This window comes from Niallia sp. CD-39 (assembly GCF_059874745.1).
In genome coordinates this window covers 147973-171436 of sequence record NZ_JCBCPS010000003.1, presented here as the reverse complement: position 1 = coordinate 171436, position 23464 = coordinate 147973, and the positions used below count along the sequence as shown (strand labels likewise).

Genomic DNA, 23464 nt, shown 5'->3' with positions numbered 1-23464 from the left:
GTTGCATTTTTATTTAAACTTTATTTTTCACTTTATATACATACGCAATAATTTCTGCCACTGCTTTAAAGAATTCCTCAGGGATCGCTTGACCAATTTCAGCTTGATCATAAAGAGCACGTGCTAATGGGCGATTTTCTACCATTACTACTTCGTTCTCCTTTGCAATCATTTTGATCTTTTGCGCAACGAAGTCGACTCCCTTTCCAATCACAATTGGTGCATCAGATTTACTTTCATCATATTTGAGGGCAATTGCGTAATGTGTTGGATTCGTTATAACTACATCGGCTTGAGGAATTTCCTGCATCATCCTTCTCATTGCCATTTCACGTTGTCGTTGCTTAATTTTTGACTTAATAAGAGGATCTCCCTCCATGTTTTTATACTCATCTTTTATGTCTTGTTTCGACATGCGAATGTTTTTCTCAAAATCATATCTTTGATAAAGATAATCAAGAATCGATAAAAACATGAGAGCAATTGCTGCAAACAAGCCCATTTGCAACGTCAGGTTGACGATCGTTAACATCGCTGCGCCAACTGTTTTTTGTGACAAATAGAGAATTTCATCAATTCGCACCCATAATACAGTAAATGCAACAGCTCCAACAAATGAAATTTTTAATACTGATTTGAGCAATTCTACAAGTGCTCTTACTGAAAAGATTCTCTTAAATCCTTTGATAGGATCAATCTTCTCTAGCTTTGGTTTAATACTTTCACCGGAGAGCAAAAAACCAACTTGTAAATAGTTCGCAGCAACCCCTGCGATCATTGCAATACCCATTATAGGTGCCAGCAAGTACACTATCTCTTGTAACATCGTTAAAAAAATGACGTAAATATTCTCTTCTGTGAATGAAATGAATATATACTCTTGAAAGGAGTGCTTCATCAAATTCAAGGTGATGTTAATAAAATATGTACTAGCAAAGAACATGAGTAAAAATACCCCGAATAGCACAAATGCTGTATTTACATCCTGACTCTTCGCAACTTGACCTTTCTTTCGTGAATCAAGGCGTTTTTTCGGTGTTGCTTTTTCTGATTTTTCACCTGCAAACATCTGCAAGTTCAATGCAAGTAGCTTCACCTTATCCGCCTCCCATCAACTGCATTAACCCTCTCATCGTTGTTGCCATCAATGTAAATAGTTGAGAAACGACAAGCATCATCACACCCATTACAATGACTAGAATGATAAAGCTAACCCCAATTTTTAATGGTAGACCTACAACAAACACATTCAATTGTGGCACTGTTCGAGCGACTATACCTAGCGCAACATCAACTAGAAAGAGGCTACCAACAACTGGAATCGCCATTTGAAAGGCAACAAGAAACATCGTATTAAATGTGCGTAAAACATACTCTGCTAAATTCGAATCTCCAAACGGTATAAATGCATGATCAAGTGGTATAAATTGATAGCTATAAAAGATTCCATCAAGCAGTAAATGATGTGCATTGACTGCTAGCATAAATAAAAGCGCAATGATGTATAAATACTGTCCAATAATTGGGCTTTGTGCACCTGTTTGCGGATCGATTACATTTGCCATTGCAAAGCCCATCTGAAAATCAATAAAGCCTCCTGCCACTTGAATTGCAGCCATAATGATATAGGCAATGATGCCAACCATAATGCCAACAAGCGCCTCTTTAATAACTAGAAGTAAGAACGTTCCATCAATCGGAATTTCAGGCACGTCAATTGTAAAAATCATAATATATGCCAAGAAAAAACCTAAACCAAGCTTCGCTTGCGTAGGGATCGTCCGATATGAGAATAGTGGCAACGTCAAAAAGAAGGAAGTAACCCGGACAAAGACGAGCATAAAAGCAGGTATGGCTGGAATTATTTCTAACATTCTCCTACCCTACATATCTTGTTAAATTTGAAAAAATGTCACTCGCATATGATATCAAATGACTTAACATCCACGGTGCAAAGAAAACAACACCGACTAAAACTGCCACAATTTTAGGAATAAACGCAAGTGTTTGTTCTTGGATTTGAGTTGTCGCTTGGAAGATACTCACAATTAATCCGACAATAAGTGCTAATGCAAGCAGTGGACCTGCTATTAATAAAATGGTAATAATGCCTCTTTCAGCAATTTCAATTACGGCGTCTGCTGTCATTTTTATTCACCTGCTTAAAAACTTTGTAATAACGATTTCACTACTAAATACCAGCCATCTACTAACACAAACAATAAAATCTTAAAAGGTAGCGAGATCATAACTGGAGGAAGCATCATCATCCCCATCGACATGAGCACTGATGCGACAATCATATCAATCACTAGAAACGGAATAAAAATCATAAATCCAATTTGAAATGCTGTTTTTATTTCACTTATTGCGAACGCAGGAACGAGCGCTGTTAACGGTATGTCTTCAATCGTTGCTGGAGGTTCTGCTTGTGAATAGTTTAAAAATAGCTCCAAGTCTTTTTGCCTTGTATGTGCACTCATGAATTCTTTAAATGGGATAACCGCTTGATCATATGCTTCTTCCAGAGTTATTTCTTCATTGAATAATGGTGTCAATGCTTGCTGATTCACTTCATGAAACGTTGGTGCCATAATAAAAAAAGTCATAAACAGTGCAATTCCTATAATGACTTGGTTAGGTGGCATTGACTGTGTGGCAAGCGCCGTTCTGACAAAGGAGAGAACGATTACGATTCTCGTAAAACACGTCATTAAAATGAGAATACTCGGAGCGATCGATAATACAGTCAAAAGGAGAACTAATTTGACAGATGTCGAAACATTTTCTGGTGAGCTTGTATTAAAAAACTCCATAAATTCATTCATCGATCGTTTGGTCCTTTCTTCTCAAATTGATTAAATGCTTTGCTTCGATCCTTTTTCATCTCCTCCAATTGTGCGTTTAGCGTCGATTGAAATGAGCTTTTATTGTCGTCCTTTTTCCTGTTCTTTACTGAATCGATTGCCTTTGTCACAATATCGCTTGGTTGCATTAATTGATCCTGCTTATCGTTATAGAGCTTTAATAGTTTTTCAACTTCTCTATCATCGTCAATTTCCTTTAATACTTGGACATTTTCCCCTACCCCAACAACGAGCAATTTCCCCCCAACTTTAATCACTTGGATTGAACGATTATTTCCTAATGAAGTTCCTCCAAGGTTTTCGATGAGTTGAGTGCTTTGGTAAGTACGAGCACGCTTATTTACCAATTTCAAAATGAGGTATAAAAGACCTATAACAAACACCGTAGCAATAATCATTTTTATAACATCCCATACCGTAAGCCCTACAGGACTTCCAGAGAAGTTGGCATTTGAATTTGCTATTTCTTCATTCAAGTCGGTGTTACCTTCAACAGATTCCTCTGCTTTAGGATCGATCCCATTGCTTTCCTCTTCATCATTGCTTTCATTTTCCTCAGGTTGTAAATGTTCCAAGACTGACTTATTGTCATCTGCAGAGGCCATATTCATCAACCCCTGCAGAGGAAATAACGTAAACAGAAGAACTAGTACAACGGCTGTAAGTACTTTTTTATACACTGCCTGCACCCTCTAGTTTTAAAAATTCTAGCTTAACGTTTTAGATATAGCTTCAATTACTCGATCTGCTTGAAATGGTTTTACGATGAAATCTTTTGCTCCTGCTTGAATCGCATCGATAACCATCGCTTGTTGTCCCATTGCTGAACACATAATAATCTTTGAATTAGGATTAATACTTTTAATCTCTTTTAAAGCAGTGATTCCGTCCATCTCCGGCATTGTAATATCCATCGTTACAAGATCGGGCTGCAATTCTTTGTACTTTTCTACTGCCTGAACTCCATTTTCTGCCTCTCCAACTACATCAAAACCGTTTTTTGATAAAATATCCTTAATCATCATTCGCATGAAAGCTGCATCATCTACAACTAAAATTTTATGTGACATTGTGTTGAACCTCCTGTGTTATCTCAATTTTTTTATACGATCGCTCTGACTAATAATATCTGTTACTCGCACTCCAAAGTTTTCATCAATAACAACAACCTCACCTTGGGCAATTAAGCGATTATTTACAAGAATATCAACAGGTTCCCCAGCTAATTTATCCAGTTCAATAATCGATCCTGATGCAAGCTCTAGAATTTCTTTTACAGAACGGCTCGTTCTGCCAAGCTCTACGGTAACTTGAAGCGGTATATCTAATAGCATATTTAAATTTTTTGTATCCGTAGCTTGTGTTTCAAACGAATCAAAGCTTTGGAACATTGCCGGCTGTACATTTGGTGGCTCCTGCTGTATTGACTGTCTATGACCACCTAAATGCTGTGGTGCAGCAGCATGAGTTTGCTGAGGTGCACTTTGCTGATGGGTTACTTGCTGTTGCGCTACCCCCACTTCTTGCTGCCCATATGCGGAAGCAGAAGCTGTATTCATTTGAACAGGTGTCTCATTGATCACTTGCTTTTCGATTGGTGGTGCTTCCTCCATTACGGTTGCAGCTGTCGGATTTAACAATTCTTGAACAAGCTTTTGCCCGAACGATAATGGCAATAATTGCATAATAGAAGAGTCAATTAAATCACCAATCTTTAATCGAAACGAGATTTTTACTAATTTATCATCATTCGGAATCGTTTCTACCCCTTCACCAGAAGGAAGATTCAATAGATCGATGCTCGGTGGAGAAATATCAACTTTCTTTCCGAAAATAGTCGACATAGATGTTGCTGCCGAACCCATCATTTGATTCATCGCTTCTTGAACTGCACTTAAGCGAATTTCATCTAGCATTTCAGTGATGTTTTTACCATCACCACCAAGCATTAGGTCTGCTATTACCGAAGCGTCTGCCTGGTTAATTACTAACAAATTGCTTCCTAAAAACCCTTCTGTATAATGAACCTGTATAGCCACATACGGGTGTGGAAACTCCTCTTTCACTGAATCTCGCATAATAACGGATACAGTAGGTGTTGTTATTTCAACTTTTTGGTTTAACAAAGCCGATAATGCAGTTGCTGAGCTTCCAAATGATATGTTGCCAATTTCGCCAAGAGCATCTTGTTCCATTGGTGAAAGCAACTCCTCTAAGTTTATTTGGGCATCGACCATGACATCCTCTTCTTCATCATCGTCACCACGTAATAGAGCATCAATCTCATCTTGTGAAAGCATGTCTTCACTCATCATCGTTCTCTCCCCCTTTCACAATATCCATGATTTGTATTGCATTTTTCTTACTAGACTTTCCAGGTTGTCCGGTGAATTTTGGAATTCCACCAACTTTAACAACAAGTGGTTCTTGAATTCGCTTATTTAATTCAATAACATCCCCAAGATCTAATGACAAGAAATCTTGAATAGAAATATCAGATTCCCCTAATTCTGCCACAACTGGTATTCTAGCCTTTTGAATATTTTTCTCTAGTTTTTCGATGACTTCTGGCTCGCTAGCCTTTTTCTCTGTTTGCATCCAATAATGGACAGAAAGTCTCGGGATGATTGGCTCTAGTACAACATGTGGAATGCAAATATTAATCATTCCTGTTGTCTCACCAATCGTAGTATTTAGTGAAATAACTACGACTGTTTCATTCGGCGAAACCATTTGCAAAAACTGTGGATTCACTTCAAATTCTGCTAGTACTGGATCAATATCTACAATCGTACTCCACGCTTCTTGTAATGATTCAAAAGCTTTCTCAAAAGTGTTTGACATGATCTTTGTTTCTATTTCTGTTAAGCTATCAATCTTATTAACGCTTGAACCGCGTCCACCCATCATTCGATCCAATAATGAATAAGCAATATTTGGATTCACTTCAATTAAAATTCGTCCGTCTAATGGTTCTACTTCAAACACATTTAGGATTGTCATTTTTGGTATGGAGCGAATAAATTCCTCATAAGGAATTTGGTCAGCGGAAGCTACCGAAATATTTACATAGGTGCGTAGCTGAGCCGAAAAAAACGTTGTTAACAATCTAGCAAAGTTTTCATGTATTCTCGTTAAACTTCGGATTTGATCTTTTGAGAAACGTAGAGCTCGTTTAAAATCGTACACCTTGACTTTCTTTTCACTTTGCTCCTTTTTCAACTCCTCTGCATCCATTTCACCTGTAGATATTGCAGATAACAGAGCATCAATCTCGTTTTGTGATAATATTTCTCCTGACAACTTTCCTCACCTCCATGACAAGGTATCTACAATTTCATTTTCTATTGGAGGAGAGACTCTGTAATATATACGCGCTCTACCTGTCCAGACTGCATCAATTCATTAAGCTTTGCCTTTAATGTTTCTTGAAATGCAACCTGATTTGCTTTCCCTTGTATTTCGGTTGATTCCATTTCAGCTAATTCTTGAATGATTACGTTTTGCACTTGGAAACTTCTTTTCTCAAGCTCTTCTTTTGCTTTCTTATCGCTTGTTTGAATCGTAAAAGAAATCCTTATGTATTCATTGTTTTTTAGATTAGTTGTAATTTGAGGAATCTCAACAGACGCTTCAAGAATTTCATCAATGCTCATTTCTGCACTCGCTTTAGCTGGTTCATTTAATTTTAAAATCGTAATATAGGCAATGGCTCCAATTAATAAAATTGCTAGAAGCATAAAAGACATGATGGCAATTAGCTTATTATTCTTCATCTTCATCCCTCCCTACATGTTGTAGTCCCACTAGACCAATGGATTGATAAAATTCACTGATACGATTATGTATTTGATCTTCTGATTCCTTCACTACATACTTCCTGCCATTTGTCAGTGTAATCGTTGTATCTGGAAACGACTCAACCGTTTCAATCATTAGTGCATTAATCATAAATTCTTTGCCATTTAATCTAGAAACTTTAATCAAGGTTTTCCAAGGCTAGCGAGAATTACCCTCACTAACCTTGTCCCTCCTTCACTTATCGTTTTAAGTTCACAAGCTCTTGTAAAATCTCATCTGAAGTAGAGATAATTCTAGTATTCGCTTGGAATCCACGTTGTGCAACGATCATCTCAGTAAATTCCTCAGATAAATCCACATTGGACATTTCTAATGAACCAGAAGCGATTGTCCCACGACCTTCGCCTGCCATATTAACATTCGCAGTACCAGAGTTTACAGACTCTTGGAATAGATTGTTTCCAGCCTTTACCAAACCAGACGTGTTACTGAACTTAGCCAATGCTAATGTACCAAGGCTACCAATCTGGCCGTTTGAGTATACTCCAAAAATCTCACCTGTCGGCCCGATACTAAAGCTCTCTAGAATACCAGCCATATTACCATTAGTATTTCCCATTGCAGTAATAGACCCAGGCTGGTTCGTTAACCCAGTAAAATCAACAGTTAATGGTGTCGGAGCAGGTGTACCTGGCAAAGCTAGATTGGCAGGTGCTGTAGCATTTCCGTTTGGTCCAAACGTAATAGCTTGTGCAGTCGTCTCAACGGCTGGATCTACATTTCGATCAATCACTTGAACAGTCCAAGCTGTTCCGTTAGTCGTAGCAAATTTTAAGTCTAACACCTTCGCTTCACCATCTGCACCAACAACTTTAATTTGTTGTGTTACTTCATTGGCACCAGTTGCATCGGACGGTAAGTTCCCTACAAATGTAATCGAGTTTGTTTGTGTTGCTGGCTGTACTGCATTAACATTGACCGTAATGTCACGTAGGACACCATTGTCGTATTGCTGTACTTTTAGTCCATCTGAGTTGACAAGCGTCCCGTTGTCATCTAAGTAGAAGTTACCAGCACGTGTGTAAAATAAGCTATTTCCTTGGGAGACTACGAAGTAGCCATCGCCATCGATTCCTAAGTCAAGTGCACGGTTTGTTGTTTGTAAACTTGATCCTGTATGAATTGTATCAATGGTTGCAAGTGTTGAGCCTAATCCAACTTGCATTGGATTTGTTCCACCACGAGCGTCTGTCGCAGCACTTGCACCCGCAACCATTTGGTTCATTGTATCTTTAAATGTTACACGACCTTTTTTGAAGCCATAAGTGTTAACATTAGCAATATTATTACCAATAACATCTAATTTCGTTTGAAAGTTTTTCATCCCACTAATACCTGAGTACATTGAACGTAGCATGTTTTCTTAACTCCCTTCTGTATGTCCCATACCTCAATCATTCGGTATGGGATTTGGCCTCCTTATAAGGTCCAGCCAATTTATTGATCAAGTATGATCGTTCCGTTTATATTTGTGAAAATTTGTGAACCTGCCTCTTGTCGATTCATAGCTGTTATCACAATGCTGTTTTTGGCACTGACGATTAAAGCTGCGTCCTCAAGCAAAACCAACGATTCTTTAACACCCATTCTTTTTGCTTCTGACAGTTTTGACTCTAAACTTTTCCAAGTCTGTTCATCAATGGTGATTCCTCGTTCATTCATTCGCTCCTTTGCATGCTTGCTTATTGTGAGCGGCTGTTTTGTTTGAATTGCTGTATGTAAATGCTCTGCAAACGGCTGTGACGGCTTTAACGAGCGAACCTTCTGTTGATTCGATTGAACATTTGAATGGGATTGAATCGGATTATAATAATATGTACTCATCCGAACCCTCCATTTACTGAACTTTGATGATTTGCGAAGACTGAATGCTACCATCCAAACCTTCTAGGTGAAACATTGCCTTGCCATCTTTAAACGTTACAGATTCGATTTTTGCTGATTGCTCTTTCTTGTTTTCATCAAGAAAAGTAACCATTTTTCCAATCATCAAACTCGCTTGAATCATGTAATTCTCATCTTTAACTTGGTTCACTTGCGAGATATTTGCTGGTGTTAATTCTGTACCATCCTCAAGAGTAAAGACGACTGTATCACCTTTGTACTGAACTGACTTCACAATACCTTTTCCTTCTTCAATCACTGGTGAGCTGCTCTCATTTGATGAAGATGAAAGTTTATGCCATACAACCTCTTGCCCAACAAATTGATGGTAAGAGATAATTTGACTCTCTCTTTCAAGACTAAGAAGTGATTCCATTGTTTTTCCAATGTTTTGCATTTGCTCCAAGCTAGAGAATTGTGCCATTTGTGCGATAAAATCCTTATCGTCCATTGGACTTAATGGATCTTGGTTTTGAATTTGTGCCATTAAAATCTTCAAAAAATCATCTTTTCCGAGAATATCAGACCCTTTTTTTTGGTTTTGAAGTTGATAGTCTGAAAGATAAAGGGATGTATCGATTGAATTCGTCATTATTGCACCTCCTAAGCTTCAGTATTTACAATCGCTTCTTCAAGCTTTTGTGAGAAGCTTTCTTGCTCATTCTCTTCGTCTAGATGCTGTTTCTCTGCCTGTTGCTGTTTTTGCTGACCAGCTTGCTCTTCACGACCAAAGAACCGATCTTGCTGCTGTGTCATTTGCTGAGAAATTTCAATTTTTTCTACTTGTACTTGTTGAGTTTGAAACGCTTGCTTCAAACTATTCAACTGTTGATCTAACGCCTCACGTGCTGCTGCTGTTGATGTCAAAATTCTTGCGGTTAACATCGAATCCCTTTGTATAAGCTCAATTCGTAAACTTCCTAAGTGTTCAGGGTTTAACCTTAAAAATAACTTTTGTGTTCCACCAGCTTTTGAAAATTGACTTCTAGCTAAAATACTTTCAAATTGCTTCATTAATTCATCTGTAGATACATTACTGCCTAACTGTAGAACTGGTGCTCCTTGTGGTTTCACCATCTGATGAAACTGAATTGCTTGATTAACTGCCATTCCATCAGTCTTAAACGTTGTCTCAAGTATTGGAGACGTCGTTTGGGCTTTTGCCTTACCTTGTTCAATATATTGAACAAAAGAGCGTAAAGGATCATCAGTTTGGCGCGTACCAGGTCGCAAATCCACCAGTTTCTGTTGCAATGCCTCACTTAACTTCTCAATTAAGCCTTTTACATTTACCTGCTGTTGAAATGAATCTCGATGACTTCCTACTAGTTCATACATTTTTAGTACTTGTATAAGCTGCAAATGCTCAGATTTTAGTGGTTGTTGAACGATCTGATTACTGTTTGATTGTACAATTTGTTGAATCAACTGCATCAATTGTCGATCAGCTTCTATTAAATCGTCTTGAGAATGTATAATGGGTAGTTCTAATATATTCATATCTTCACCGATCTCTTTTTGTAAAAGTTCAATAATCTGAGAGAAAGGCAAGTCTAATTCTTTTGAAATCAACTGAATAATTGTCACATCTTCATTCCCAATTGCCTGATCGAACAAATAGATTCCATTGTCTAATTGAAAAACGTCTTCCATTTCAAGTAGTGCCAAGGTATTTTTCAATTCGTCTAATGTAAACGGCAGTGTAGCATCTCGTTCAACATTATTGCTAGGTAATGTTTCTAGACTAGATAGCATTGCTCCAAAACCAGTAGTGGTTTCCGCTTGGATGCTGTTAGAAACTTGAGTATTATTTACTTGTGCGATTAATTGGACTGCCGGAATATTCACTTATTCACCCCCTTTCAATTTTCACTAGGACTCATTTTCCTTTGCTGCTGTTAGAAGTCTTGTAAAATTAGCCGCATTTTCAGGATCCATTTTTTCTAATATCCCAGCTAAAATATCTGGTTTCACATTTGCTAGAATCCTTACCGCTTCTTGTTCATCCATTTCTACCAATATTGGTGCAGCACGTTTTGCTGAAATCGTTTCGAAGGTTTTCACAATGTCTCTAAAAGCTCGTTTGTTTTCATCTCTTATCGCAATTAATTCATCAATTTCATTTTGAAGACGTTCTTTTTCTAATCGTGAACGATCCATTTCCAAGTCTTTTGATTCCAATTGTGATTCAAGTTGTGTTACCTTCGCTTCACGATCTTTAATTTCAGCTTCTAAACCTAAAACTGTTGACTCAAATTCTTCTAGAGTTTGTCGATCCCCTTCTGTGAAAAGCCCAGAAACTATAGGGATTTTCTGTCCATATTCCTTCGTCAATGTGAATACATTATGACCAAGTAACGTTGCGACAATTAAAAAGACGGCAATAGCGAATAGAAGAGGGATGACGCCAAAGTATAGGGTTTTCCGCACAATTCCTAATTTTTTCTTTTCCTCAGCTTCAAGTTTGTTTGCCATTCGATCACCTAACTTCCTCGATTCACATATTGCTGAATAGAGATCTCATCCATTCGTTTGCTTTCAGAGTGCTTCAATTCATCTAAAAATACCATCTTGCTTTTTTCTTTCATTTTTTCATATTTTTTTACTTCAATGTTTTTGTCCATTAACCGCTCTTGAAAATAATTCATTTGATTTCTCGCATTCATCACGACTTTCTGATAATGCTCAATTGATTGATCCAAGTGTGCAACAAAATGCTGATGATGGCGGATTTCTTGAACGGGCAAGCCTACAGCTAATCGGTCAAACTGATGAGACTCTAAATCTTCCTTTTTCTTTAAAAGGTCATATAACTTCGTAGCAGCTTCTTCAAAACGCTTTACTGATTGATTATAGATCGAAAGGGCTTCATCTTTCTCACGCTCTTTCACATTCATGATTTTCTGAAACTTATATTGATACACCATAAAAGTTAGTCACCTTTCTTCGCAAGATGATTTAAAGCTTGTACACTGTCAACCATTGAGATTTTTTCATCAGTGCGCTGTTTTAAATAAGTAATGATTGATGGGTGGCTAGAAATAGCTAAATCTATTTCTTTAGAAGACCCTTTCTTATAAGCACCAATATTGATTAAATCTTCTGAATTAATATAAGTACTTAAAAGCTCCCGTATTTTCTCAGCTGATTGCACATGTCCCGGTTCAGCGATTTGATTCATCACTCGACTAACACTTTTCAACACATTGACAGCCGGATATTGTCCTTGATTGGCTAGTGCACGGTCTAAAACAAAGTGTCCATCCAAGATTCCTCTTACAGTATCCGCAATAGGCTCATTCATATCATCCCCATCGACTAACACCGTGTAAAACGCTGTAATTGATCCGTTCTGATTCGTTCCTGTACGTTCCAATAGCTTAGGCAAAGTTGCAAACACAGAAGGTGTGTACCCTTTAGTAGTTGGCGGCTCACCAATGGCTAACCCTACTTCACGTTGTGCCATTGCTACCCTTGTGACAGAATCCATCATCAACATGACATTCATCCCTTTATCACGGAAGTATTCTGCAATCGCGGTAGCTGTATATGCTCCTTTAATCCTCATCAACGCTGGTTGATCTGATGTTGCGACAACAACAATGGAGCGTTTCAAGCCTTCTTCACCAAGGTCTTTTTCGATAAATTCACGAACCTCCCTGCCTCGCTCACCTATGAGTGCGATGACATTGAGATCTGCTTTCGTATTCCTTGCAATCATTCCGAGAAGTGTACTTTTCCCGACTCCACTTCCTGCAAAAATTCCGACCCTTTGTCCATTCCCCACTGTTAAAAGTCCATCAATGAGGCGAACCCCTATTTCTATTGGTTCATGAATTGGTGGTCGACTTAACGGATTCGGGGGAGATTGCTCCGTTAAAACCGGAACCAACCCTTTAGGGAGTGGCGCCCCATTTAACGGGATGCCAAGTGAATCAATTACCGAACCAATTAATGAAGGACCAACTTTAACTTCTAACGCTCTAGAGCAAGCTTCCACCAAGCATCCTGGTGAAATTTCCTTTACTTCTGTATAAGGCATAAGGACTACATTCTCTTCTTTAAAGCCAACGACTTCTGCCATGATTTTTCTTTTTCTTGATTTGCCGATGTGAATATAGCAAACATCACCAATTGAGCTTTCAGGCCCCTTTGATTCAATCATGAGTCCAACTACACGATTGACTCTTCCGAACCTTTTAAAGCTATCTATTTCTTCAATCTCATTTAATAGATTCGTAACATTCACGCTTGTCCACTCTCCAAAAACTCATGCAGCTTATTTTTCAATTCCAAAAGTTGACTATCAATACTCACATCAATTCTGCCGTTTTCTGATTCAATCCAACAAGTCGTTTCAGCCACATCATCATTTGGGTAGATGTACAACCTTGATTCTTTCGGAAAAACCATCATCAATTCTTCTTTATGTGAGAGTAGCATGTCGTAATAGCTTGGATGAATATGAATTTGTACCTCTAGTTGATCCTTTGCTTCTTTAATGCCTCGTTTTACAAAGGAAACATACGCTTCTTCTTCATCAAGCTTCAAGCGTAAGATTTTTTCTGCAACCTTCATTGAGATTAAAAGGATTTCGGTATCAGCTGTTTCGATTGTTCTTTTAAAGTCTTCTTTGGCGGATTCAACAACACTTTGCGCTGCTTTTATTTGTTCTTGATAAGAGGCTTTACCAGCCTCTTCACCACGAATAAAACCTATATCAAATCCTTCCTTTTGCGCACGTTCAAAAACCTCAACCTTCTCATCCTCAAGATATTTTCGTTCCATCTCCAATTGATCATAAGTTTGTTTAGCCTCTGTCTTCGCTTTAGTGAGAATTTGTTCAGCTTCTAGTCTAGCTGCTTCAAGCACTTCATTCGCTTTTCGATTCAGCGCTTCTACCATTGGCCCTTCATCTAGCTGCTCCTCTACTGGGTTTGCACGATTAAAAGGCTTTATTTCAATGATCTTTTCGTTTGATTTCGATTGCGATTGTGAGGCTTTAAATAATCTAGACAATGATGTCATCTCCTCCACCACGCGCGATGATGATTTCACCAGTTTCTTCTAAGCGTCTAATAATGGCAACAATCCTTGATTGCGCTTCTTCCACTTCACGCAATCGAACTGGACCCATATACTCCATTTCTTCTTTGAAAGTCTCAACCATACGGCTAGACATATTTTTAAAGACAATCTCTTTAACTTCCTCACTAGATACTTTAAGTGAAAGCATAAGATCTTCTGTTTCACAATCACGGATAACACGTTGAATTGCTCGATTATCAAGGGTAACAATATCTTCAAATACAAACATTCTCTTTTTAATTTCTTCTGCTAGTTCAGGATCTTGTATTTCTAATGAGTCAAGTATGGTTCTTTCAGTCGCTCGGTCAACTCCATTCAATACTTCGACGACCGCTTCAATTCCACCAGTTTGCGTATAATCCTGTGTAACTGTGGCAGATAACTTTCTTTCTAACACTTGCTCAACCTCATTAATAATCTCAGGTGATGTGCTATCCATCACCGCAATCCTACGTGCAATATCTGCCTGCACTTCTTGTGGAAGTTCAGATAATATTTGCCCAGCTTGCGCAGAATCTAAATATGAAAGAATTAGCGCAATTGTTTGCGGATGTTCATTTTGAATAAAGTTTAAAATTTGTCCTGGGTCTGCTTTACGAGCAAAATCAAAAGGACGAACTTGCAACGATGAAGTTAACCGATTAATTATAGTGGCTGCCTGCTCAGAGCCAAGCGCTTTTTCTAGCACTTGCTTTGCATAACCAATTCCACCTTGAGAAATATAATCTTGTGCCAATGCGATTTGATGAAACTCATCCATTACTTCCTCTTTTTTAGAAGAATCCACCTTCTTCATCCCTGAGATCTCTAGTGTTAGCCGTTCAATCTCCTCTTCACTTAAATGCTTATATACAGAAGAGGCAACATCTGGCCCAAGGGAAATAAGTAAAATTGCTGCTTTTTCTTTCCCTGATAGTTCTAGTTCACTTTTCTTTGCCAATTTTTCTCCTCCTAGTCTTCAGCAATCCAAGTCCTTAGGAGCTTTGCAAAATCCTCAGGCTTTTCTTTCGCCATTTTTTCCAATTGCTTTCTTCTTAACGTTCCTTCTGTTTCCTTCTCTTCGTTTACATCTGGAACATCAAATGTTTGTGGTGCTACAACATCTTCTTCCATTACATTATTCTTACGACGAGAGCGAATAAATAAAATGAGTAGCAATGCAATGATTAATAGCAACACGCCACCTATTACATAAGCCCACCATGGAATTTGTGTCGTTCCAGTTTGAGCAATCGACTCTTTACCGTTAAATTGTGCTACTGATACTACAATTTTATCTTGTAAATCTTCCGTTGAGATTTCTCCACCAACTGAATCTTTATTAATCGTTGTTCTCACAATTGTTCCAAGAATCTGTGTAATATCATTTACTCTTTCTTGTGGAAGTGACAACGGATCCTCTGCTACTGGTGGTTCAACCATTACTTGAATCCCTAGGTCACGAATTTTATACGGACTTTCTACAATCTCTCTTCGAATTCGATTTACTTCATTATTAATAGTTTCTTCGATTCGCTCATAATCACCATTTGCATTATTTCCTTCTAAGTAGGTACTGCCTAATGCATCAGCAGGATCCTCGCCTTGTGGAATACCACCTACTTGATCTCCATTTCCAGTAAAGGTTTCGGTTAATTTCTGGGCACTAATTGTGATTCCTTCCATATTTTCTGGATCAACTGGCTCAACTAGGTTTTCTTCCCGGTTTTCTTGGGTAAAGTCAATATCAGCAGACACTGAAACTACGACTTTGTCTTGTCCCATAATTGTGCCTAGCATTCTTTGTACTTGTCTTTGAACATCCTTTTCAATTTCTCGTTTGATTTGTTGCTGAGATGCAAATTGTGTTGCTGGGTTACTATTATTTTGATTTTCTAAGTCAAAATACTCTAAGAACTGATTTGTAATGACTATATTTTCTGTTGGTAAGTTCGGTATGCTTTTTGAAACAAGTTGGTACAATGCTAAAATTTGATTTTCTTGAAATTGATAACCTGCCTGTTGATCAATTCGGATTGCTGCACTGGCTTCTTCATTTACATCATTGACGAAAATCCCTTTTTCAGGAAGTTTAATCATTACCGATGCATCTTGTACTCCATCAATCCCTTTGATCAAATTGGCTAGCTCTGTTTGCATAGCATCCAGTTCCATTACATTAAATTCATTCTCAGTCATACCTATACCAGCATTTTGACTAAAGAATGAATAATCGATGCTGCCCGTCTGTGGGATTCCTTCTGCTGCTAATTCAACCTTAAGTGCATCGATTCTTTCTTCTGGAACGCTAATGGTTGTACCACCATTAGAAACTTCAGATTTTATCCCTCTCCCATCAAGGCTTTCTTTAATAACGCCTGTTTCTGATGGGGATAAATTACTATAAAGTGGCACAAGCGTAGTTCTTGTCGATAAAAATGAAACAACAACAATCAACACAACAAACAGTAGGGAGGACCCAATATAAACAAGCTTTTGTGTCTTCGTTCTTGAATTCCAAAACTCTTTAATTTTGTTCATATAATTTTGAAAAGATTCCTTCATCTCATGTCCCCCGATGATTTTTCACTTCACTTTTTAAAAAGAGCACGAGTTATGCTCTTTTAGTTATGTATCCCAATTTATTAAACTTGCATTCTCATTATTTCTTGATACGCTTCAACTGCTTTATTCCTCACTTCAATTGTTGCATTCATTGTGACACTCGCTTTTTGCGATGCAATCATGACTTGATGAAGATCGACCTGTGCTCCTGAAGCAAACTTTTCTGTCAAAAGATCAGATTGAACTTGAGCTTCATTAACAGAATAAATGGTCTCTTTTAAAACAGCCGCGAAACTTTTATGAGCTTCATCTGGTGTAACAGATTGCTTCACTTGGCTTGGTTCAGGCCGTAAAACATTTGATATTGGTGAAAAACTAATTTGATTCATACTAAAATCACTCCATTACTTTCCGATTTCTAAAGCTTTCATCATCATGCCTTTAGTTGCATTAAATACCGTAACATTCGCCTCATAGCTTCTAGTGGCACTAATTAAATCAACCATTTCTCTTAACGGATCAACATTTGGCATTTCAACAAATCCATCTTCATTGCTATCAGGATGTGTGGGATCATATACAAGTTTAAAAGGTGTTTGATCTTCTACAATTCTTGTTACCTTTACGCCATTTCCTACCTCTTTATTATCACTACGGTTCATTGCAACATTTAAAAAGTTCGAAAATTGCCCTTCTTTCGGTTCTAACACAACAGATTTGCGTCTGTATGCCTCTCCACCGTTAACTGATCGAGTAGAGTCCACATTCGCCATATTCGATGAAATGACGTCCATCCTTAATCGCTGTGCTGTTAATGCAGAAGCAGTAGTGTTCATACTATGGAAGATTGACAACTCTAACGGCCTCCTTTAATTACATTGTTCAGGCTAGAAAACTTCCCATTCATACGGTCGATCATTGTGTAATAATAGATTTGATTTGTTGCTTGGTCAGACATCTCTTTATCAATATCTACACTGTTTCCTGTATGTTGGTAAGATACTTCCCTGTTATATACACCTGGAGTACTTACCGGTTTCTCTTTGAAGTTAAAGTGGCGCACGTCTGTTTTATGTGCCATGATTTGTTGATTCATTGCGCTCTCTAAACTTTGCTTAAAGCTAACATCTTTCGCTTTATAGCCAGGCGTGTCGACATTTGCAATATTTTGTGAAATCACCTTTTGCTTCAATGATGAGTAATCTAATGCATTTTCTAGTGTTGTAATAGTGTTAGAGAATAATTTCATAAGTTTCCACCTCTTTTTTGATAAAAACCATCTGTCGTTCTATGTAAAACATTGGCAAAACATGTCATAGTCTCATATCTTAGTATTTATTGTAATGAAAGTGAAATAATAAGTCTATGTAGATCATCAGAATTTCATTAATCCATTTGTCCTATTTTCATTGAATTGACAATTCCATCTGCAAAACATAGGACTTATTGCGCCGATAAACCTAAGTGATTTTTAACAGACAAAAAGACAATAGACATTCACTTAATAATCTTAATAGGACTTTATTCCTGTTTTTTAGCATTGCAAAGGCTTTACAACGATGACAATTCTTATTACATTTTTACACAAATAGAAAACGTCTACCTACGGTTCACTTACAAGTATCACAACACTAGGGTATTATTGACTTCTCTCACACCATGTGAGCCTCAAGTTTATAAATGAAGACCTCAGTAAATTCTGTATTTTGCAAGCTTTAAGTTTATGTTCGCACCTTCGACGCACTGATTGGACTAGTGTCAGTATTTCTAACAGGCTTTATCGAAATTTAGTCGGTGGCACCAAAGTCAACTATTGGCTAGAAAATGATTAAGGTCGCTATCTTCAAGAACTGAATTCTTCATCTTTTCATGTCAATATTTATTGCTTCTGGGACCACAAAAAGAAACCTGAATCAATAGATTCAGGTTTCTTTTTGTTAAAGATGATATTAGTTTGATTTAAGTTTTTCTAATTCTAACAAGAACTTATCATTAAGTACTTTGATGTAAGTTCCTTTCATTCCTAATGAACGGGATTCGATTACTCCAGCACTTTCTAATTTACGAAGTGCATTTACAATTACCGAACGCGTAATTCCTACACGATCAGCGATTTTTGAAGCAACTAATAATCCTTCATGTCCATTTAACTCTTCGAAAATATGTTCAATCGCTTCTAACTCACTGTATGATAATGAGCTAATCGCCATTTGTACAACCGCTTTGCTTCTTGCTTCTTCTTCGATCTCTTCAGCTTTTTCACGAAGAATTTCCATTCCGACAACTGTTGCACCGTATTCACCAAGAATTAAATCATCGTCATGGAATTGCTCTAGTACACGAGCTAGGATTAAAGTTCCTAAACGCTCCCCTCCACCGATAATTGGTACAATTGTTGTTAAACCATTTTTGAATAAGTCACGGTTTTCAATTGGGAATGCAGAGTATGCACTTTCAACATCTAGGTTTGAAGACGTTTCCTGAACATTGAATAGACCTTTTGTGTATTCCTCAGGGAACTGACGATCTTCTAACATTTTTTTCATACGCTCATTCTCGATTTGTTGGTTCGCTGCGTATCCTAATAGCTTCCCTCTACGGCTAACAACATAAATGTTTGCCTCAATCACTTCACTTAAAGTTTCTGCCATTTCCTTGAAATTAACTGGCTTTCCTGCTGCTTTTTGTAGCATTGCGTTAATCTTTCTAGTTTTTGATAATAAATCCATGTTCCTTCCTCCTATTTATGACAACGATTATTGCCTTGTTTATTAGTTGATCTTTTTTAGTCATTTTATTATCCGGTTTAAAAATCCAGAATATCACAGTATAAATTGACTCAAGTCTTTATTCTTGGAGATCACCCCAAGCTTCTCTTCGACATAATGCGGTGTTATTTTAACAACTTCCATTGTAATATCTGGTGCTTCAAAAGATAAATCCTCAAGCAGCTTTTCCATAATTGTATGGAGCCTTCTTGCACCAATATTGTCTGTATCTTGATTCACCTCGTATGCGAATTGAGCGATTCTACGAATAGCATCGTCTGAAAATTCAATTTGTATACCTTCTGTTTCTAATAATGCTTCATATTGTTTAATTAATGCATGATCCGGCTCGATTAGAATCTTATAAAAGTCATCGACCGTTAGTTTCCCCAATTCAACTCGGATAGGAAAACGCCCTTGTAATTCAGGTATTAAATCAGATGGCTTTGCGATATGAAAGGCACCAGCAGCGATAAAAAGAATATGGTCGGTCTTCACCTGACCATGCTTTGTCACTACAGTCGAACCTTCAACAACTGGTAAAATATCACGCTGAACTCCTTCTCTCGAGACATCAGCCGATGAACCACCGCTATTCTTACTAGCAATTTTATCAATTTCATCGATGAAAATGATACCTGTCTGCTCAGCTCTGAAAACCGCTTCCTGGCTTACTTCATCCATGTCGATAAGCTTGAAGGCTTCTTCGTTTGTTAACACTTTTCGAGCTTCTTTGACGGCTAGCTTGCGTTTTTTCTTTTTCTTCGGCATCAATCCACTTAAAGCATCTTGCATATTCATACCCATCTGTTCCATACCAGAACCTTGTAACATATCAAACATTGACGGTTGTTGCTCTTCAACCTGTACTGTGACGAACTCATCCTCGAGCTCTCCTGCAGCAAGCTTTGTTTGAACAACACGCCGCTTCTCCTTGAGCGTTAAGTCCTCTTGGTTTGTGTCCTCTTGGTTCTGTGATTGATCACCACCACCGAACAGCATCTCCAATGGATTATTATAATTGGATGTTTTCTTATTGCTCGGTACGAGCAGCTCAACAAGTCTGCGATTAGCATTTTCTTCTGCTAGCCCCATCACATTGATCATTTTTTCTTCTTTCACAAGCCTAACTGATGTTTCCACTAAGTCCCTAACCATTGATTCAACATCTCTACCTACATACCCTACTTCTGTAAACTTAGTCGCTTCTACTTTAATAAAAGGAGCGCTTACTAGCTTCGCCATTCTTCTCGCGATTTCAGTTTTCCCAACTCCAGTAGGTCCAATCATTAGGATGTTTTTAGGCGTAATCTCATCACGAATTTTCTCAGAAAGAAGACTTCGACGATAACGGTTTCTAAGTGCAATGGCAACTGCTTTCTTTGCATCCTTTTGACCGATAATATATTGATCAAGGCGCTCAACGATTTGACGCGGAGTTAAATTTGTTCCAGTACCCATTATTAGTTCACCCCTTCGTTAAATTTCTTCCACAATAATTTCATGATTCGTATATACACATATTTCTGCAGCAATTTCTAATGATGCCTTCGCAATTTCCTTAGCGGAAAGATGATCCCCAGCATACCTCTTTAATGATCTTCCAGCAGAAAGTGCATAATTCCCACCTGAACCGATTGCTAAAACACCATCATCAGGTTCGATAACTTCCCCAGTGCCTGCTATTAAGAGCATGCTATCATGGTTCATCACAATTAACATTGCTTCTAATTTCCTTAAAACTTTATCGCTTCTCCAAAGCTTTGCTAGTTCAACTGCCGCTCGCTGAATATTCCCGTTATATTCTTGGAGCTTCCCTTCAAACATTTCAAACAATGTAAATGCATCAGCTACACTGCCAGCAAAACCAGCAAGCACTTTACCGTTAAATAACTTTCTTATTTTCCTTGCTGTATGTTTCATGACGACAGCATTTCCCATTGTAACCTGACCATCGCCAGCCATTGCAAATTCACCTTTATGGCTAACAGCAAAAATCGTGGTAGCATGAAATTGTAACATGATCCGTCCTCCTTTTATCGCGTTTCGAACATTCTTTGGCCTCATTTCATTCATAGCCATTTTTATTAATTTTATGCGTCTTCTTTCCTTAATTGACTCATACAACTACGTTCTACGCTCGCGGGTGGTGAGACATGTATGTTTTTCTTAAGTATTCATTCGTAACATGTGTGTATAGTTGGGTTGAGGATAAAAAGCTGTGTCCCAATAATTCCTGCACTGTTCGCATATCTGCGCCGTTTCCTAATAGATGTGTAGCAAACGTATGGCGTAACATATGCGGGTGAATGGTTCCAGTCAATGATGATTGTTCGATTAGCTTATTTAGGATTTTACGCACACCACGATCAGATAGTGTGTTACCTCGGTAGTTTAAAAACAAGTATTCGTTTTTATCAGCGTTTACGGATAACTTTTTCCTACCATTCTGTATGTAAGTCTCTAACGCAGTTTGCGCGAAGTGTCCGAATGGAATATAGCGATCCTTTCCGCCCTTACCTTTAACTAAAACTGTTGCTAATCCCAAATCAAGATCTGAAAGTTTAATATTGACACATTCTCCAACACGAATGCCTGTTGCATAGAGTAGCTCCAATAAAGCGTAATTCCTTTGACCTAAAGGTGTTTCTTGCTCACATGCTTCAAATAATAGTTTTAGTTCTTGTTCATAAAAAAACTGAGGCAATCTTTTTTCTGACTTCGGAATGGAAACAAGTGAAAATGGATTTTCCTTTACCATCTTTTCTCTTAAAAGAAACTTGTAAAAACTCCGAAGACATGAGATTTTTCGCGCCACAGATTTTCTTGAAAGCTTACGATCATATAAGTTTGTTAAAAAGATTCGAACATCAGCATAAGAAACATCATCTAAAGATGATATCCCTTGTTCAGTCATGAACATAAAGTATTCACTAATATCATAGTGGTAATGTTCAATTGTATATTGTGAATAGTTTTTCTCTATTTGTAAATATTCAATAAATAAATGTAACGAAATATTCACATTTTCAGCCATATTTTGTCACCTCACAAGAGCTACTAAATCGTATCATATGTTCAGTAGCCCTTGCAAGAATATTTACATATTTTTCACAAAGTTCTGAATTGTTTCTAACGCTCGGTTTGCATGCTGTTCGTTTCTTTCTTTCTTTCCTTTGATCTTAGTTGGCAAGTCTGGGAATAACCCAAAGTTTGCATTCATCGGTTGAAAGTTTTTTGCGTTTGTTGTTGTAATATATCGAGCCATACTTCCAATTGCCGTATCATGTGGAAACTCAAGCGGTTCCTTCCCTTGAACAAGTCTTGCAGCATTAATACCAGCAACTAACCCGCTTGCAGCAGATTCAACGTATCCTTCAACACCAGTCATTTGACCAGCAAAGAATAGATCTTCTCGATTTTTAAACTGGTAAGTTGCACGCAGTACATTCGGTGAATTAATAAATGTATTACGATGCATTACACCATAGCGAACAATCTCCGCATTCTCTAGGCCTGGAATTAAGCGAAGCACTTCTTTTTGTGGTCCCCATTTCAAGTGCGTTTGGAAACCAACTAAGTTATAAAGTGTTCCTGCTGCATCATCTTGACGTAATTGAACGACTGCATATGGACGTTTACCAGTGCGAGGGTCTTCTAAACCAACTGGTTTCATAGGTCCAAACAACATTGTTTTTCTTCCACGATTCGCCATTACTTCAATCGGCATGCACCCTTCAAAGAAAACCTCTTTCTCAAATTCTTTTAACGGGACTGTCTCTGCAGCAATTAAAGCTTCATAAAAAGTATTAAATTCCTCTTCAGACATTGGACAATTTAAATAAGCCGCTTCACCTTTATCATAGCGAGATTTCAAATATACTTTGTCCATATCTATGGAATCTTTTTCGATGATTGGAGCAGCAGCATCATAGAAGTACAAATATTCTTCCCCTGTAAGCTCTTTTAATTGCTCTGATAATGCTTGACTAGTAAGGGGACCAGTTGCAATGATTGTTGGTCCTTCAGGAATTTTTGTCATTTCCTCATTTACGACTGTCACATTCGGATGGTTTTTTACTCTATCTGTCACTTTACCAGCAAAGTCATGTCGGTCGACAGCAAGAGCTCCACCAGCTGGCACAGCACTATCATCGGCAGATTGAATGATGACTGAATTTAGAGCACGCATTTCTTCTTTTAATACACCGACAGCATTTGTTAAGTTGTTCGCACGAAGAGAGTTGCTACATACTAACTCCGCAAACTTATCTGTATGATGAGCAGGGGTTTGTTTGACTGGACGCATTTCATATAGACGTACTTTTATGTCTCTGCTTGCTAATTGCCAAGCTGCTTCACTACCAGCAAGACCGGCCCCTATGACGTTTACTACCATCTCATTCATCTATAATCCTCCTATATGTATCAAAAGTATGAGCATAAGAAATC

Annotated in this window: 28 protein-coding genes; all 28 read right to left on the bottom strand. The window is 37.9% G+C overall.

Annotation, left to right across the window (positions count from 1 at the left end):
- Nucleotides 1–13 precede the first annotated feature (13 nt).
- The 28 genes from flhB to trmFO all read right to left on the bottom strand — a co-directional run bounded on the left by flhB (nucleotide 14) and on the right by trmFO (nucleotide 23420).
- Nucleotides 14–1096 carry a flagellar biosynthesis protein FlhB gene (gene flhB, locus AC6F34_RS09240; protein ID WP_500771316.1) on the bottom strand — a complete coding sequence of 361 codons (1083 nt, stop codon included), beginning with the start codon at nucleotides 1094–1096 and terminating at the stop codon, nucleotides 14–16.
- Between the two features lies 1 nt (nucleotide 1097).
- Nucleotides 1098–1874 (bottom strand): flagellar biosynthetic protein FliR, encoded by a 777-nt coding sequence (gene fliR, locus AC6F34_RS09235; protein ID WP_500771314.1) that lies wholly within the window; start codon nucleotides 1872–1874, stop codon nucleotides 1098–1100.
- Between the two features lie 4 nt (nucleotides 1875–1878).
- On the bottom strand, nucleotides 1879–2148 hold the full coding sequence (gene fliQ / locus AC6F34_RS09230) for a flagellar biosynthesis protein FliQ (protein WP_500771312.1): 270 nt from the start codon (nucleotides 2146–2148) through the stop codon (nucleotides 1879–1881).
- Nucleotides 2149–2162: 14 nt separating this feature from the next.
- Nucleotides 2163–2828, bottom strand: coding sequence for a flagellar type III secretion system pore protein FliP (fliP, locus tag AC6F34_RS09225; protein WP_500771310.1), 666 nt, complete (start codon nucleotides 2826–2828; stop codon nucleotides 2163–2165).
- A complete protein-coding gene (locus tag AC6F34_RS09220) occupies nucleotides 2825–3547 on the bottom strand; it encodes a flagellar biosynthetic protein FliO (RefSeq protein ID WP_500771308.1) in 723 nt (240 codons plus the stop codon). Before AC6F34_RS09220 ends, fliP begins: the two co-directional genes overlap by 4 nt.
- Before the next feature lie 27 nt (nucleotides 3548–3574).
- Nucleotides 3575–3937: a response regulator gene (locus AC6F34_RS09215; RefSeq protein WP_500771306.1), complete on the bottom strand. Its 363-nt coding sequence runs from the start codon at nucleotides 3935–3937 to the stop codon at nucleotides 3575–3577.
- 18 nt (nucleotides 3938–3955) lie between these two features.
- Entirely contained in the window at nucleotides 3956–5182 is a 1227-nt protein-coding gene (gene fliY / locus AC6F34_RS09210; RefSeq protein WP_500771304.1) for a flagellar motor switch phosphatase FliY, read from the bottom strand.
- Nucleotides 5172–6170 (bottom strand): flagellar motor switch protein FliM, encoded by a 999-nt coding sequence (gene fliM / locus AC6F34_RS09205; RefSeq protein ID WP_500771302.1) that lies wholly within the window; start codon nucleotides 6168–6170, stop codon nucleotides 5172–5174. The genes fliY and fliM overlap by 11 nt, the downstream gene beginning before the upstream one ends.
- 41 nt (nucleotides 6171–6211) lie before the next feature.
- Nucleotides 6212–6643 carry a flagellar basal body-associated protein FliL gene (fliL, locus tag AC6F34_RS09200; protein ID WP_500771300.1) on the bottom strand — a complete coding sequence of 144 codons (432 nt, stop codon included), beginning with the start codon at nucleotides 6641–6643 and terminating at the stop codon, nucleotides 6212–6214.
- On the bottom strand, nucleotides 6633–6854 hold the full coding sequence (locus tag AC6F34_RS09195) for a flagellar FlbD family protein (protein ID WP_500771298.1): 222 nt from the start codon (nucleotides 6852–6854) through the stop codon (nucleotides 6633–6635). Before AC6F34_RS09195 ends, fliL begins: the two co-directional genes overlap by 11 nt.
- A 52-nt stretch (nucleotides 6855–6906) precedes the next feature.
- Nucleotides 6907–8085 carry a flagellar hook protein FlgE gene (locus tag AC6F34_RS09190; protein WP_500771296.1) on the bottom strand — a complete coding sequence of 393 codons (1179 nt, stop codon included), beginning with the start codon at nucleotides 8083–8085 and terminating at the stop codon, nucleotides 6907–6909.
- A gap of 80 nt (nucleotides 8086–8165) precedes the next feature.
- On the bottom strand, nucleotides 8166–8552 hold the full coding sequence (locus AC6F34_RS09185) for a TIGR02530 family flagellar biosynthesis protein (RefSeq protein ID WP_500771294.1): 387 nt from the start codon (nucleotides 8550–8552) through the stop codon (nucleotides 8166–8168).
- Nucleotides 8553–8565: 13 nt separating this feature from the next.
- A complete protein-coding gene (flgD, locus tag AC6F34_RS09180; RefSeq protein WP_500771292.1) occupies nucleotides 8566–9204 on the bottom strand; it encodes a flagellar hook assembly protein FlgD in 639 nt (212 codons plus the stop codon).
- A gap of 11 nt (nucleotides 9205–9215) precedes the next feature.
- Nucleotides 9216–10460 carry a flagellar hook-length control protein FliK gene (locus AC6F34_RS09175; RefSeq protein WP_500771290.1) on the bottom strand — a complete coding sequence of 415 codons (1245 nt, stop codon included), beginning with the start codon at nucleotides 10458–10460 and terminating at the stop codon, nucleotides 9216–9218.
- A 24-nt stretch (nucleotides 10461–10484) separates the two neighbouring features.
- A complete protein-coding gene (locus AC6F34_RS09170) occupies nucleotides 10485–11087 on the bottom strand; it encodes a MotE family protein (RefSeq protein WP_500771288.1) in 603 nt (200 codons plus the stop codon).
- 8 nt (nucleotides 11088–11095) lie between these two features.
- Nucleotides 11096–11539, bottom strand: a complete 444-nt coding sequence (gene fliJ / locus AC6F34_RS09165) for a flagellar export protein FliJ (protein WP_500771286.1) — start codon at nucleotides 11537–11539, stop codon at nucleotides 11096–11098.
- A 5-nt stretch (nucleotides 11540–11544) separates the two neighbouring features.
- The gene (gene fliI, locus AC6F34_RS09160) at nucleotides 11545–12861 is read right to left on the bottom strand and encodes a flagellar protein export ATPase FliI (protein ID WP_500771284.1); all 1317 of its coding nucleotides are present in this window, start codon (nucleotides 12859–12861) and stop codon (nucleotides 11545–11547) included.
- Entirely contained in the window at nucleotides 12858–13631 is a 774-nt protein-coding gene (fliH, locus tag AC6F34_RS09155) for a flagellar assembly protein FliH (protein WP_500771282.1), read from the bottom strand. The genes fliI and fliH overlap by 4 nt, the downstream gene beginning before the upstream one ends.
- Entirely contained in the window at nucleotides 13624–14640 is a 1017-nt protein-coding gene (gene fliG, locus AC6F34_RS09150; protein WP_500771280.1) for a flagellar motor switch protein FliG, read from the bottom strand. Before fliG ends, fliH begins: the two co-directional genes overlap by 8 nt.
- Before the next feature lie 11 nt (nucleotides 14641–14651).
- Nucleotides 14652–16244: a flagellar basal-body MS-ring/collar protein FliF gene (fliF, locus tag AC6F34_RS09145; RefSeq protein WP_500771278.1), complete on the bottom strand. Its 1593-nt coding sequence runs from the start codon at nucleotides 16242–16244 to the stop codon at nucleotides 14652–14654.
- Between the two features lie 80 nt (nucleotides 16245–16324).
- Nucleotides 16325–16633, bottom strand: coding sequence for a flagellar hook-basal body complex protein FliE (fliE, locus tag AC6F34_RS09140; protein WP_500771276.1), 309 nt, complete (start codon nucleotides 16631–16633; stop codon nucleotides 16325–16327).
- Nucleotides 16634–16648: 15 nt separating this feature from the next.
- The gene (flgC, locus tag AC6F34_RS09135; RefSeq protein WP_500771274.1) at nucleotides 16649–17098 is read right to left on the bottom strand and encodes a flagellar basal body rod protein FlgC; all 450 of its coding nucleotides are present in this window, start codon (nucleotides 17096–17098) and stop codon (nucleotides 16649–16651) included.
- Between the two features lie 2 nt (nucleotides 17099–17100).
- The gene (gene flgB / locus AC6F34_RS09130) at nucleotides 17101–17493 is read right to left on the bottom strand and encodes a flagellar basal body rod protein FlgB (RefSeq protein WP_500771272.1); all 393 of its coding nucleotides are present in this window, start codon (nucleotides 17491–17493) and stop codon (nucleotides 17101–17103) included.
- Nucleotides 17494–18193: 700 nt separating this feature from the next.
- Nucleotides 18194–18973, bottom strand: coding sequence for a GTP-sensing pleiotropic transcriptional regulator CodY (gene codY, locus AC6F34_RS09125; protein ID WP_500771270.1), 780 nt, complete (start codon nucleotides 18971–18973; stop codon nucleotides 18194–18196).
- 93 nt (nucleotides 18974–19066) lie between these two features.
- The gene (gene hslU / locus AC6F34_RS09120; protein WP_500771268.1) at nucleotides 19067–20473 is read right to left on the bottom strand and encodes an ATP-dependent protease ATPase subunit HslU; all 1407 of its coding nucleotides are present in this window, start codon (nucleotides 20471–20473) and stop codon (nucleotides 19067–19069) included.
- Nucleotides 20474–20491: 18 nt separating this feature from the next.
- Nucleotides 20492–21034, bottom strand: coding sequence for an ATP-dependent protease subunit HslV (gene hslV, locus AC6F34_RS09115; protein WP_500771265.1), 543 nt, complete (start codon nucleotides 21032–21034; stop codon nucleotides 20492–20494).
- 112 nt (nucleotides 21035–21146) lie between these two features.
- Nucleotides 21147–22049, bottom strand: a complete 903-nt coding sequence (gene xerC, locus AC6F34_RS09110; RefSeq protein ID WP_500771263.1) for a tyrosine recombinase XerC — start codon at nucleotides 22047–22049, stop codon at nucleotides 21147–21149.
- A gap of 63 nt (nucleotides 22050–22112) precedes the next feature.
- Entirely contained in the window at nucleotides 22113–23420 is a 1308-nt protein-coding gene (trmFO, locus tag AC6F34_RS09105; RefSeq protein ID WP_500771261.1) for an FADH(2)-oxidizing methylenetetrahydrofolate--tRNA-(uracil(54)-C(5))-methyltransferase TrmFO, read from the bottom strand.
- Nucleotides 23421–23464: the final 44 nt, after the last annotated feature.